This window comes from Streptomyces sp. NPDC056503, from assembly GCF_042794995.1.
Lineage (GTDB): Bacteria > Actinomycetota > Actinomycetes > Streptomycetales > Streptomycetaceae > Streptomyces.
Window position 1 is genome coordinate 97,338 of record NZ_JBHTST010000003.1, and the last position, 13,116, is coordinate 110,453.

The window sequence follows — 13,116 nt, forward strand, 5'->3', positions numbered from 1 at the left end:
TCAACGATGACTCAAACCCCGTGTGGGCTGCGGGAATGCAAGGAGGCCCCGTACCGGTGAACCGGTACGGGGCCTCATTGGTCTACTCCTGTGACGCCCTACTGCTGAGGGGCTGGCGGCGCCTGCGGGGGAGTCCCCGGAGGCGTCTGCGGAGGCAGCGGCTGCCCGAACGGCTGCCCCGCGGCGGGCTGCTGCCCGTACGGCTGCGCGGGCTGCCCCGGCTGCCCCGGCTGGCCGGAAGTCGCCGCCGGCGGGTAGGGCTGCTGCCCGTACGGCTGTCCGGGATATCCGGCTTGCCCCGGCTGTCCGGGCTGACCCGGGACCGGCGGCTGGCCCGGCTGCGGGTACGGCTGCGCCTGCGCCTGCGGCGGGTACGGCTGACCGGGCGCGTACTGACCCGGCATCGGCTGCCCGGGGTACGGCTGGCCCGGCGCGGGCGGAGCGCCGTACGGCTGCCCCGGAGCGGGCTGCCCCGGCTGACCGGGCGCGGCCTGACCCGGCATCGGCTGCCCGGGATACGGCTGACCGGGCGCGGGCGGAGCGCCGTACGGCTGACCGGGCGCGGGCTGACCGGGGGCGTACTGCCCCGGCATCGGCGGCGCCATGTGCGGCGGCAGGCCGCCGTGGCCGTCGCCGGTCCACAGGCCCTGCGCCTGCTGCGCCCGCGCGAAGTCCTCGGCCACCATCGCCGAGAGGTCGAAGTACGCCTCCCGGGTCTTGGGCCGCATCATGTCGAGGTCGACCTCGGCGCCGGCCGCCAGGTGCTCGTCGAAGGGCACCACGATCACGCCGCGGCAGCGGGTGCGGAAGTGCTGCACGATGTCCTCGACCTTGATCATCTTGCCGGTCTCGCGGACCCCCGAGATGACCGTGATCGAGCGTTGCACCAGATCCGCGTACCCGTGCGCCGACAGCCAGTCCAGGGTCGTCGAGGCGCTGGAGGCGCCGTCCACGGACGGCGTGGAGATGATGATCAGCTGATCGGCCAGGTCGAGCACCCCGCGCATGGCGCTGTAGAGCAGACCCGTGCCGGAGTCGGTGAGGATGACCGGGTACTGCTTGCCGAGGACGTCGATCGCCCGCCGGTAGTCCTCGTCGTTGAAGGTCGTCGAGACGGCCGGGTCCACGTCGTTGGCGATGATCTCCAGGCCGGACGGCGCCTGCGAGGTGAACCGGCGGATGTCCATGTACGAGTTGAGGTACGGGATCGCCTGCACCAGGTCGCGGATGGTCGCCCCGGTCTCGCGCCGCACCCGGCGGCCGAGCGTGCCGGCGTCCGGGTTGGCGTCGATCGCCAGGATCTTGTCCTGCCGCTCGGTGGCCAGGGTCGAGCCGAGCGCGGTCGTCGTCGTGGTCTTGCCGACGCCGCCCTTCAGCGAGATGACCGCGATCCGGTAGCAGGAGAGGACCGGCGTGCGGATCAGGTCCAGCTTCCGCTGCCGCTCCTGCTCCTCCTTCTTGCCGCCCAGCTTGAAACGGGAGGACGCGCCGGGGTTCCGGCTCGACTTGGGCTTCTGCTTGTTGTTGCGCAGCAGCCGGTCGGAGGAGAGCTCGACGGCCGCCGTGTACCCGAGCGGGGCCCCCGGCACGGACCGCTCGCGCTGGTCGTGGGTGACCGCCTGCGGCCAGGCCGCCCCGGTCCGCGGGTCGACGCCACCCGGCGGGTAGCCGTACCCGTCCGGCCCCTGCGGAGGCAGGTCGCCGGGCGCCGCGCCCGGCGTGCCCGGCGCACCGGGTCCCTGCGGGTAGCCGTATCCGCCGGGCACGGGGGCCTGCGGCTGCGCGCCGGGGTGCGGGTAGCCGTAACCGCCCTGGGCGGCGGCGGGCGGCGGCGGGTAGCCGTACCCGGCGGGCGTGGCGGCGGGGGCCTGGGCCTGGGCCTGCGGAGGAAGGCCGGGGGTGCCGGGGGCCTCGGGCTGGGGCTGCGGCTGCGCGCCGGGGTGCGGGTAGCCGTACCCGGCGGGCACGCCGGGCGCCTGGGCCTGTGGCGGGAGGGCGGAGCCCTGGGGGTAGCCGTACCCGCCCTGCGGCGGTACGGCTCCGGGGGCGGCGGCCGCCGGATGCCCGGGCCACTGCGGCGCGGGCGCGGGGACCTGCGGACCCTGGTGGGCCTCGGGGGAGGCGGCCGGGAAGTCCGGCGGCAGCGGCGGCAGCGCGCCGCCGGTGGCGGGGGCGCCGGGGAAGGCCCCGGGGACGGCGGGGGCGGCGGTCCCGTCGACCGGGGTAGCCGGGGTAGCCGGGGTGTCCTCGGCGGGGAGCGGCGCGGCGGCGGGGGCGGTGTCGGGGGCGGCGTCGGAGGGCGCGGCCTCGGCGACCGGCGCCTCGGCGTCGTCTTCCGCGCTCGCGGACCGCGCGTCCGTCTCCGCCTCGGCCTCGGTGCCGGCCTCGGCCTCGGTGTCGAACCGTGCCTCGGCGTCGGTCGGGGCCCCGGTCCCGTCGTACTCGTCGTGCTCGCCGTGCTCGTCGGACGGAGCCGTGGCGGCATCGGCCTCCGGCTCGGCCTGCTCCGCCTCGGCGGCGGGGGCCTCCGGGGCCGCCTCCGCGTCCGTACGCGGATCCTGCGGCTCGACGGCCGGAGCGGGCTCGTCCGCGACGGGCACCGGGGGGACGTCGGCGCGGGCCAGGCCCGCGGCCTCGGGGGAGCCCGGGAGAGGACCGGCCGCCGGGTCGGTGGGGGCGGGCTGCGCCGCCCCGTCGGGCCGCAGCGCGGCGGGGTTGAAGCGCACGGTGGCGCCGCTCTCCAGGTCGCCGCCGCCGAAGGGCGTCGCGGGGGCCGGGTAGGCGGGCGGGGCCGCGGGCACGCCGGGAGCACCGGCCTCGGGGCCGTACCCCGGATACGGTCCGGGCGCGGGCGCCTGTCCCGGGATCTGGCCGGGCGCGGGCGCGGCCGCGGGTGCCGGGTACGCGGGCGGCGCGCCGTGGGCACCGGCCTCGGGCCCGTACCCTCCGTGGGTTCCGGGCGCGGGGGCCGCCGGGTAGGCGGGGGGCATGCCGGGGGCGCCGGCCTCGGGGCCGTACGCCCCGTAGGGTCCGGGCGCGGGGGCCTGCCCCGGGACGGGGACCGGGCCCTGGCCGGGCGGCGGCGGGTTGTGCGTCCAGCCGGGCTGGAGGCCGCCCGGAGGCACCCCGGGAACCGGGAGCGGGGCGCCCGTCGGCGGCGGGGGAGTGGCACCGACGCCCCCCGAACCGCCCGGCGCGTTCTGCGTGTACCAGGCCGGCGGGGTGTAGTCGATGGTGAACTCGCCCGTCATCTCGGCGGGATCCGCGTCGGACTCGTCGGCGGGCACGTTCCAGCCCCCGCGGATGTCGTCGCGATCGCCGTTCACTTTGCCTCCATGGTGTGGTCGAGCACCCTTGTGCCGTCGTGCGTCGGGGCCACCGTTCGCTGCCGGTCGGGCGGCTCTCCCCTCGGACCCGGCGACCGTTCCGAGGGATACTCCGCCGCGCCCCCACCCACCCTAAACGCCCTCGCCGTCACGGCGGCAGGCCCGTCCTCTCCCGGAGGCCGCGGCTCCGGCCGGGGGCGCGGCCAGGGTGACGCCGGTACGGCGGAGCGTGAGGAAGTGCCCGGGGCGAAACCGTACGAGAGGGTGCGACACGGTGGAATCCGGCCCGCCCTGCCCGCCCTCACCGCTTGGCGAACCTCACCTCTCGCCACCTGACCCCTTGCCCGAACGGGTGACGTGACGAACCGGCGGCCGGGCACCCGGTTCCGGGCATCCGACCGCCGGTTCGTCACGGGCCCCACCGGCGGAGGACGGGGCCCACGGGCTCAGCGCAGGTCGAACTCGCCGTCCCGCGCGCCGAGCACGAACGCCGTCCACTCCGCCTCCGTGTACCGCAGCACGGTGCCGTGGTCCAGCGAGGAACGCATGGCGACGGCGCCGTTCGGCAGATGGGCGATCTCGACGCGCTCCTCGTCCGGGCTCGTGCCGGGGGCGCCGATCCACTCGACGTCCGAGATGTCGAGGGCGTACAACTCGTCCTTCTCCTGCGCGCTCCCCATGGGAGTTCCTTTCGTTCACGGCCTGTCGGCGGACCATGTGTCCCGTGGCGTGGGGGAGTTGGGCCCCGCCCGTGCCACCAGGAGAAATACTAGGGAAACCGGCCCCGCGCGGGGGCCGCTTCGGACGATCGCGGGCGGAGGCCCGTCGGTCCACGCGGCCGGGGGTCGCCCCAGGCCACGCGGCCGGTGGGGGCGGCTCCGTCAGTCCATGCGGCGGGCCGTGCCCAGCAGGCCCGACTCCGCGTCCGTGGCGTTGGTGATGACCCAGTGCCGCTCGCCGCCCGCGCACCACAGCGTCACGCCGTCCGCGAGCGTCGGGAGCGCGTCGACCTCGGTCCGCGTCAGCCCCAGGATGCGCCCGGTCTGCTGGGCCTCCTGGGGCGAGACCCGCTGGATGCCGACGAGCGTGGCCGCGCGCATCAGCCGCGGGGCGACCGGGCTGAGGTACGGCAGCAGGGTCAGCACCGACTGCCACGGCGAGGAGACGACCCGCCCGCGCGGCGGCCGCATGCCGCAGTCCCGCACCACGACGGCCGGGCTGCCGACGGTCGCGCCCAGCGGCGGGACCCGGCCCACGTCATGGAGCGTGATGCACTCCAGGCCCGCGCCCGCCGCCTGCGCGAGTCCCACCCAGGCGTGCGGCCGGCCGGTCTCCACCACGACCCGCGAGCCGGTGGCGGCGGCGCGCAGCGCCAGCACCTGGGCCGTCCACAGACCGCCGATCAGCAGGACGTCGTACGGCGTCGAGCGGTGGAAGCCCACCAGCTGCGAGCGCCCCTCGGAGTCCTCGCCGATCACCACGCCGTCGTCGCCCACCGGGAGGGAGAGCGCGCCCAGTTCGGCCGCCGGGACGGTGTGCCCCGCGTGCCGCGGGCCGATCAGACCGCGCAGCCCCTTCACCGCTCCACCACGGCCCGTCATCGCGCACCCCCGAGAGGCATCGTCGCCAGTACGCCCGGCAGCTGTTCGCGGTCCAGCCGCAGCAGGCCGACCTTCGCGGTGCGCGCCGCCTGCTCCAGCGTCCGGCGCACCCGGACCAGTTCGTTGTCGGAGCCGCCGGTGACCCGGACGTGGCCGCCGATCTCCATCGTGCCCTGGCGCGTCCCGCGCCGGACGGTGAGGCTGAAGGTCGTGGCGTACGCGGGGACCGAGGTCAGCAGCGAGACCAGCCGCGGCAGCGGGGCCGCGCCCCGCCCCAACTCGGGCCAGCGCCCGACCGCGTACGTGGTGTGCCAGCGGTCGTCGCACCGCCAGACCCGGGAGGTCTCGGCCGTCCGCCGCTGCGGCGCGGCGTCCGCCCGGCCCGCCCGCGCGGCCGCGTGCGGGCTCGTGCAGGCCGCCGTCGCGATCGTCGAGTTGACTTCCTCCTGGTCCAGGACGACCGCCTGGAAACCGGCGCCGGTGATCCGGCTCGCCAGATGGTCCGCGATCCGCACCAGGCAGCGCTGCGCGCCCTCCAGGCCGCCGCCGCGCGCGGCGACCGCCTCCTTGCAGCGCTCCGGGTCCAGCTTCACCGCCACCCAGGTCAGCCGCAGCGCGGGCGCCCCGGTCCGCTCCTGGAGGGGGGTGTACGAGAGCCGGGCCACGGCCTGCTGGGGGAGGTGCGGCGCCGGGGCGGGGCGGACCTGCTGCACCAGCTGGACCGACTCGACCACGATGTCGTCGACCTCCAGGGCGTCGCCGAGGAGGGTCAGCGGGAAGGCGCGGGCGCCGAAGACCGGCCGCAGCGCGGAACCGCTCGCCTCGACGCGCAACACGGCGGTCAGGAACGAGCCGTCGCCCAGCATGCCGACGGTGCGGTGGTTGCGGTCGACGTACGGGCTGGCGCCGAAGCCCCGCACGCTCTCGGTGACGGGGGCGAGGGCCGGGTCCGCGTCGGGCGCCGAGGGAGCGGTGTCGCGCCGGCGCGAGCGGAGCGCGAGCGCCGTCCCCATCCAGTCCTGCACGGCCTGGCCGCGGCGGCGTATCACCGCGAGGAGCACCAGGACACCGGCGACCACGCACGTCGGGACCAGCCAGAGCCCGCCCATCACGAAGCCGACGGCCACCAGCGCGAGCGCCGCCTCCACCAGCACGAGCTGACGGAGATGGACGGGGCCGACCCGGCCGGTGCGCGACAGCGGGCGCAGCGTCGTCGTCGCGGGGACGGCCTGGGCGGCCCCGGGGCCAGGGGCGCCGGGGCGTGCCTCACCACGCTCGTTGCTGCGTTGCCGTCGGGAAGATTGAGGCGCTCGGCCGCTGGTCCGCCGCCCGTCGCGCGCACGCGTCGCCGTACCCATCGCCGCGTTGCCCCCTCGTGTCCGTAATAGCCGAATTCCCATGGGCGTTGACCGGGCGATCACCCTACCTGAGCGGTGAGACACGGGTGCCGCCAGGCATAGTAGGGGGCGGCGGGCCGGCGGAAGGACCCGCCGAGTGTGGCAACCTGGTCGGCCGGCGGGGAGAGGGACGACACATCAGATGGCATCACGACGGGACGAACTGAACGCCTACACCTTCGCGAAGCGGAGATTGGTCGCGCAGTTCGTGCAGCCGAACTCGACGGGTTCCGAGGAGGGCGCGCCGCGCCCGCTGCGCGCGGTGGTGCCGGGCGCCATCGTCGGCGTGGTGGTCCTCGCCGTCTTCGGGGCCTGGGGCATGTTCAAACCCGTCGCCCCCAAGGACTGGGACAAGCCCGGGCAGAACGTCATCATCGCCGACAAGTCGACCACCCGGTACGTGGTCCTCAAGACCGGCGACAAGCTCCAGCTCCACCCCGTCCTCAACATGTCGTCGGCGAAGCTGCTCCTCGACCCCGACAAGGACAAGATCATCACCGTCGCCGAGTCGGTGCTCGACAGCGGCAAGATCCCGCACGGCGCCACCCTCGGCATCCCCTACGCCCCCGACCGGCTCCCCGACCCCAAGGAGGCCGGCGCCGCCAAGCGCTGGGCCGTCTGCGAACGCCCCGGCGAAGGCGGCCGCGCCATCCAGAAGGCCGCCTTCGTCCTCGCCGCGCGCGAGGAGGCCAGGACCGACGGCCCCGAGCGGCTCACCGGCGGCCAACTCCTCTACGTCGAGGGCCCGGACCGCACCCGCTACGTCGTCGACGCCAAGGGGACCGCGTACCCCGTCGAGAAGGACGAACTGCTGCTCCGCCAGCTCGTCGGCCAGGGCCGCGCCGCCCAGCGCGTCTCGGACCCCTGGCTGAAGACCCTCCACAAGGGCGACACCATCTCCTTCCCGAAGCTCCCCGGCGAGCCCGGCGCCGCCGCGGGCGTCAGCGGCCTGCCGCCCGAGGTCGGCAAGGTCGGCATGGTGCTCTCCGCGACCGACGGCACCAGGAAGCAGATGTACGTCGTGCTCCAGGACCGGGTCGCCCCCGTCTCGGACTTCACCGCCAAGCTGCTCCTCAACAGCCGCCAACTCGTCGCCCTCGGCCAGGCCGGCCAGGCCACCTCCGTCAGCGGCGGCGCCTTCCAGCCCGGCGGCGCCTTCGGCAAGGACAAGAAGTGGCCGGAGGCCGTCCCCGTCCCCGTCAACGAGGCGGGCACCGGCGAAGGCAGCCGCAACACCGTCTGCAACGTGCTCCGCGCGGTCGACGAGGACAACGGCGCGACCACCCTCAGCACCTGGGCGGGCAAGGACTTCCCCGCGACCCTGCCGACCGGCTCCAGCAGCGCCTACGTCACCCCGGGATCCGGCCAGCTCTTCCGCCAGTTCAAGGGCTCCACCACCGCCAGCGGCTTCCTCTTCCTCGTCACCGACACCGGCCTGCGCTACGCCATGCAGTCCAACGGCGACACCGCCACCGACGACTCCGGCATCGGCTCCTCCGGCTCCGAGGAGGAGAAGCAGGCCCGGCGGGCCGAGGCCCAGCAGGCCCAGAACCGCCTCGGCTACAAGAACATCGAGCCGCTGCCCGTCCCCGCCGAGTGGTCCACCTTCCTGCCCACCGGCCCCCGCCTCTCCACCGGCGGCGCACGTCAGCCGCAGGGCTCGTGAGGACGCCCCCGCGCCCGCTCGGGCGCCCCCTCCTGGTCGCCGCCGCGACGACGCTCTGCGCCCTCGGCCTCCCGCTCTCCACCGCGGCGGCCGACGACGGCGGTCAGTGCAACTTCCCGAACAAGAAGTACGAGGGCCGGCCCTGGTCCCTCCAGCGCGTCCAACTCGACGAACTCTGGGCGCAGTCCACCGGCAAGGGCGTCCGCGTCGCCGTCATCGACACCGGCGTCGACGTCAGGAACCCCCAGCTGGCCAAGGCCGTCGACGCCCGGAGCGGGATCAACCTGATCCCGAAGGAGGCCAAGGACGCCAACGGCTACAAGCTGAAGCGCGGCAAGGAGAACGGCACCACCGACACCGTCGGCCACGGCACCAAGGTCGCCGGCATCATCGCCGCCCGCCCCGCCAAGGGCACCGGCTTCGTCGGCCTGGCCCCGGACGCCACGATCATCCCCATCCAGCAGAACGACGCCGACGGCAACGGCACCACGACGACGCTGGCGACGGCGATCCGCCACGCCATCGCCAAAGAGGCGCACGTGATCAACATCTCCCAGGACACGGCGGACGCGGTGAAGCCCACCCCGCTCCTGGAACAGGCCGTCCAAGCCGCCCTGGACAAGAACATCGTCATCGTCGCCTCGGCGGGCAACGACGGCCTCGGCGGCAACGTCAAGGCCACCTACCCCGCCTCGTACCCGGGCGTCCTCGCCGTCGCCGCGTCCGACCGCAACAACGAACGCGCCCAGTTCTCCCAGTCCGGCGACTTCGTCGGCGTGGCCGCGCCCGGCGTCGACATGGTCTCCACGGTCCCCGGCGGCGGCCACTGCGCCGACAACGGCACCAGCTTCTCCGCCCCCTACGTCGCCGGCCTCGCCGCCCTGATCAAGGCGAAGCACGACAAGTGGACCCAGAAGCAGATCGTCGCCCAGATCCAGCAGACCGCCGAACGCTCCGTGGCGGGCCACGACCGCCTCGTCGGCTGGGGCGTCGTCGACCCCGTCAGGGCCCTGACCGAGGACGACAAGCCCATCGAGCAGCCCGTGGCCCGCGAAGGCCTCACCCGCGCCGAGGCACCCACCCCCGCCGCCGTCCACATCGGGGAGACCCCGGAACAGCGCGCCGCCCGCCTGGCGACCTACGTCGTGGTCAGCGGAGGAGTGCTGGTCGCGGCGATCGCGGGATCCGCGGTGGCGGTCCGGGACCACCGCCGCAGGCGCGGCGCGGCGGCGACGGCCCGGTGATCATTGCAGACGCACACGCCTGATAGCGTCGCGTGAAGAATCGAACTGTAGAAGTCTCGTGACGAACAAGAGACTTGGGGCTGTCAGTCGCAATCACTAGAGTGGTACGCGCGTGAGCGTGGATGGCGAGTCTCCACGATCGCAATGCAGGACAGCAGGAGCAAACGGGGAGGATTGGCTCGTGTTTCACGTGACGGGTGACGGGGGCGGTCATGGCGAGTGACCTTCAGCGCGGAGTCGACGCGCTGCGGAAGTTCCAGCGGGACATCGAGCACGTCGTCGAGAACCTGGAGAAGGGCGCCGGCGGCGCCTCCGAGCTGAACGGGAACCGCGTGACGCGCGCGGCGTTCGGCACCGGCATCCCCTTCGCCGAGGCGGACGGCTTCTTCACCGAGTACGAGCGCGTCCACGCCTCGCTGGTGTCGCTCTCCAAGTCCCTCAGCGGCCAGATCGAACTCCTCCAGATCGGCGTCCACGCGGCCGACGTCGGCTACGACAACGTGGAAGAGGACCAGCGGCGCCAGTTCCACGACATCCAGGCCCGACTGAGCCAGGAGCGCGCCGAGGCCATCGAGCGCGAGGAGCAGGCCCGCGGCAAGGACCCGGCGCAGCCGGCCGCGCGCCGCGGCCAGACCGACACCGCGACGGAAGGAATCGGGTGACGCACCATGAGTGACGAGAAGACGACGAACCCGAACCCCAGCACGCCCCCGCCGTCGAACCTGACGCCGCAGGAGCAGCAGCAGGCGAAGGACACGGCCGACATCCAGGCCAAGTACCAGGCCACGAACGTCCTGGAGACCCTGGACGACATCCGCCTCCCCTTCTTCGGCGACGTCCGCCTCAGGCCCAAGGGAAGCGTCTACGGCGAGACGTCCTTCGAGGGCCACCGCCTCAACGCGATGCTCGACCTCCTCGAAAGCGCGCAGCCGTCCCAGCTGTCCTCCGCCGGCGACGCCCTGGTGAAGGCCACCACTGAGCTCAACGCGGCCGCGAAGGCGCTGACCACGTTCGTCGGCAGCGTCGAGTGGGAGGGCACCGCCGCCGTCGAGTTCCAGCGGTACGGCTCCGAGGTCGCGAACTACGCCTGGGGCATCGGCAAGGTCGCCAACGCCGTCGGCACCCAGATGAAGGTCGCCAACGACGGCCTGACCTCGGTCCGCAGCGCGGTCCCGCCGCGCGACACCCGCGCCGACCAGCGGAAGCCCTCGGAATTCTCGGAGCTGGAGAAGACCGAGAAGAAGGAGGAGTACCAGAAGGCCGTCGCGGTGGAGAAGGACCGCCAGGAGGCCATCAACCAGATGAACCGCCTGGCGTCGTTCTACGCGGTCTCGCAGAGCACCCTGGAAGGCCAGGAGATGCCCAAGCCGCCGGAGGCTTACAGGGCAGCGGTGCCGCCGCCGGCCGGAGACGTCTTCGGAGGCGGGGGGTCGGGGTCCAGCTCCTCCGGCTCCTCCCGCGACGGTCTGTCGAGGGAGTCGTCCGGGTCCATCAGCGCCAGCGAGGACCGCGCCACGCAGACGGTGCCCCGTACCGGCGACCAGCTCGACGGTTCCGACGGGATCCGGGAGCAGGACAAGGACACCAGGGTCCAGATCGACACGGTCAAGACGCCTCCGGCGCCCACTCTTCCGAACACCCCGCCCACGCCGACCGTGCCCACGAACACCCCGCCCCCGACCGGCCCCGGCATGCCTCCGCCGGTCACGCTCGGCACCCCGCCGCGCACCGGAGGACCCAAGGTCACCGGGAACCCGCCGGTTTCCCGTACGGCCACCGGCCGCACGGGCTTCGGCCGGCCTGTCGGACCGACGACCTCTCCGGCCGTCGGCCGTGCGGGCGGCCCGAAGACGGGACCGCAGACGATGGGCCGTACGGGCAACCCCACGAGCTCGCCGATGACGGGCCGTACGGGCAACCCCACGAACTCGCCCATGACGGGTCGACCGGGCAACCCGACGAGCTCCCAGACGACGGGCCGCACCAACAACCCCATGGGGCGCGCGGGCGGACCGCCGGCCACCTCCCAGTCCACGCAGGCAGGCCGCTCGACGCCGCAGACCGGCCGGCCCGGGCAGCAGCCTGCAACGGGGCGTACCGGCGGCGGCAAGGCCAACCCCATCACGGGCGGCACCCCGCAGCGCACCACCGGCGGGAGCACCGGTTCGCGGATCCCGAAGGGCACGGTCGTCGGCAGCGAGGGCCCGGCCGCGGGCCGTACGGCGGGCGCACGCCCCAGCCAGGCCGGAGTGGTCGGCGCCAACAACGCCAAGGGGACGCCGCGTCCCGCCGGACGAGGCACCCCCAGCTCCAACGGAGTGGTCGGGTCGCCCCGGGGCATGGGCGGCCGCGGAAGCCAGCGCCCGGACCGTGACGAACAGGACCGCGACGGCTCTTCGCGTCCCGACTACCTGACGGAAGACGAAGAGACCTGGACGAACCGTCGGCGCGGTGCTGTACCGCCGGTGATCGACTAACCACTCGGAAGGCTCGGAAGTCAGGATGACGGCACGAATGATCGAGAGCGGCAGGCTCCGACGGGCATTCCTCGGCACCACGGCGATCGCGGTGCTGACGACGTCGCTCGTCGGGGTCGCTCCGACGGCGGTCGCTGCCGACGCGCGGTCGCAGCAGTGGTACCTGGATGCCATGAAGGCCGAGGAGATCTGGAAGAAGGCGACCGGTAAGGGCATCACGGTCGCCGTCATCGACTCCGGCGTCGATCCGGACACCCCCTCGCTCAAGGGCAAGGTCCTGAAGGGGTGGGACGCGTCCGAGTCCAAGGGCGACGAGACGGACGACTACTCCGGCCACGGCACGTCCATCGCCGAGCTGATCGTCGGATCAGGTGCGGGCGGTGGCCTCAGAGGGCTCGCACCGGACGCCAAGGTCATTCCGTACCGCGTGGCCGACACCGAGCGCCAGAACGAGCAAGCCGTCAACGCCTTCGACATGGAGGAGTCGATCAAAGCCGCTGCCGACAGCGACGTGCAGATCATCAACGTCTCCTTCGCCTCCGACTACTACAACGAGGGCATCCGGGAAGCGGTCAAGTACGCCCAGAACAAGGGCAAGTTGGTCTTCGCCGGTGCGGGCAACAACGCGGCCAAGGGCAACAAGCCGCAGTACCCGGCGAGTTATCCCGAAGCCGTCGCCGTCGCGGCGACCGACCGGGACGGCTCGGTGGCCGAGTACTCACAGCACGGCGAAGCCATCGACATCGCAGCCCCGGGCACCGACATCCCCGGATACTGCGACAAGAGCCTGACGAAGTACTGCGTCACCTACGGCACCAGCTTCTCCACCGCCCTCGCCTCCGCCTCCGCCGCCCTCATCTGGTCCATGCACCCCGACTGGACGGCGAACCAGGTCCTGCGCGTCATGCTCGACTCCGCGGCGCGGGGCGAGGGTTGGGAGCCGGGTACGGTCAGCGACTACCTGGGTTACGGCATCGTCCGCCCCAACGCCCACGTCTCGCGGGGCGAGGGCAAGCCGGGTGACCCGAACATCAGCCCCCTCACCAACAAGCCCACCGGCGGAGCCGCCGGTACGACGCCGTCGGCCACGGCGTCCGCCTCCTCCTCCGCTTCCTCCGGCACGTCGACGACCGCCCCGTCCGCAACAGCTTCGACACAAGCTCCGGACGGCAAGCAGACGTCCGGCGCGCCTGTGGCAGGCTCCACGGAGAGCGCGGCCGCGGACGCGGACGGCGGCAGCAGCACCGGCCTCGTCATCGGGATCGCCGCCGCTGCCGTGGTCGTCGTGGCGGCCGCGGGCGTCGTCATCGCACGCCGGCGACGCACCGCCTGACAGCACCCCACACAGACCTCACTGCACCCGCGCGAATTGCGGGCGCAGCCTCACAAGAGAACCCGAGAAAGG

The 13,116-nt window shown here is 73.8% G+C and carries 9 protein-coding genes; 5 read left to right on the forward strand and 4 right to left on the reverse strand.

The features are described 5' to 3' along the window. Positions 1-98: 98 nt before the first annotated feature. The 4 genes from ACFQ8C_RS01780 to eccE all read right to left on the reverse strand — a co-directional run bounded on the left by ACFQ8C_RS01780 (position 99) and on the right by eccE (position 6,285). Positions 99-3,326, reverse strand: a complete 3,228-nt coding sequence (locus ACFQ8C_RS01780; protein WP_383451147.1) for an SCO5717 family growth-regulating ATPase — start codon at positions 3,324-3,326, stop codon at positions 99-101. Between the two features lie 446 nt (positions 3,327-3,772). Then, complete coding sequence (locus tag ACFQ8C_RS01785) at positions 3,773-4,006, reverse strand: DUF397 domain-containing protein (RefSeq protein WP_030496562.1); 234 nt, start codon at positions 4,004-4,006, stop codon at positions 3,773-3,775. 201 nt (positions 4,007-4,207) lie between these two features. Continuing rightward, complete coding sequence (locus tag ACFQ8C_RS01790) at positions 4,208-4,927, reverse strand: hypothetical protein (protein WP_383451151.1); 720 nt, start codon at positions 4,925-4,927, stop codon at positions 4,208-4,210. Beyond that, positions 4,924-6,285 carry a type VII secretion protein EccE gene (eccE, locus tag ACFQ8C_RS01795; RefSeq protein ID WP_383451154.1) on the reverse strand — a complete coding sequence of 454 codons (1,362 nt, stop codon included), beginning with the start codon at positions 6,283-6,285 and terminating at the stop codon, positions 4,924-4,926. The genes ACFQ8C_RS01790 and eccE overlap by 4 nt, the downstream gene beginning before the upstream one ends. 181 nt (positions 6,286-6,466) lie before the next feature. Between eccE and eccB the strand changes: the two genes are divergently transcribed. From eccB to ACFQ8C_RS01820, 5 genes are all read left to right on the forward strand, one after another. Continuing rightward, positions 6,467-7,990, forward strand: a complete 1,524-nt coding sequence (gene eccB, locus ACFQ8C_RS01800; RefSeq protein ID WP_383451157.1) for a type VII secretion protein EccB — start codon at positions 6,467-6,469, stop codon at positions 7,988-7,990. After that, a complete protein-coding gene (mycP, locus tag ACFQ8C_RS01805) occupies positions 7,987-9,234 on the forward strand; it encodes a type VII secretion-associated serine protease mycosin (protein ID WP_383451160.1) in 1,248 nt (415 codons plus the stop codon). The genes eccB and mycP overlap by 4 nt, the downstream gene beginning before the upstream one ends. A 212-nt stretch (positions 9,235-9,446) precedes the next feature. Further along, positions 9,447-9,896, forward strand: coding sequence for a hypothetical protein (locus ACFQ8C_RS01810; protein ID WP_383451162.1), 450 nt, complete (start codon positions 9,447-9,449; stop codon positions 9,894-9,896). A 6-nt stretch (positions 9,897-9,902) separates the two neighbouring features. Further along, positions 9,903-11,711 carry a hypothetical protein gene (locus ACFQ8C_RS01815; RefSeq protein WP_383451165.1) on the forward strand — a complete coding sequence of 603 codons (1,809 nt, stop codon included), beginning with the start codon at positions 9,903-9,905 and terminating at the stop codon, positions 11,709-11,711. A gap of 25 nt (positions 11,712-11,736) precedes the next feature. Then, positions 11,737-13,044, forward strand: coding sequence for a S8 family serine peptidase (locus ACFQ8C_RS01820; protein WP_383451168.1), 1,308 nt, complete (start codon positions 11,737-11,739; stop codon positions 13,042-13,044). Positions 13,045-13,116: the final 72 nt, after the last annotated feature.

What these genes read in the sequence shown, in the direction of transcription:
- ACFQ8C_RS01810 (WP_383451162.1), top strand. Translation starts at nt 9,447, where the DNA reads ATGGCGAGTGACCTTCAGCGCGGAGTCGACGCGCTGCGGAAGTTCCAG.
- ACFQ8C_RS01815 (WP_383451165.1), top strand. Translation starts at nt 9,903, where the DNA reads ATGAGTGACGAGAAGACGACGAACCCGAACCCCAGCACGCCCCCGCCG.
- ACFQ8C_RS01790 (WP_383451151.1), bottom strand. Translation starts at nt 4,927, where the DNA reads ATGACGGGCCGTGGTGGAGCGGTGAAGGGGCTGCGCGGTCTGATCGGC.
- eccE (WP_383451154.1), bottom strand. Translation starts at nt 6,285, where the DNA reads ATGGGTACGGCGACGCGTGCGCGCGACGGGCGGCGGACCAGCGGCCGA.
- ACFQ8C_RS01820 (WP_383451168.1), top strand. Translation starts at nt 11,737, where the DNA reads ATGACGGCACGAATGATCGAGAGCGGCAGGCTCCGACGGGCATTCCTC.
- ACFQ8C_RS01785 (WP_030496562.1), bottom strand. Translation starts at nt 4,006, where the DNA reads ATGGGGAGCGCGCAGGAGAAGGACGAGTTGTACGCCCTCGACATCTCG.
- eccB (WP_383451157.1), top strand. Translation starts at nt 6,467, where the DNA reads ATGGCATCACGACGGGACGAACTGAACGCCTACACCTTCGCGAAGCGG.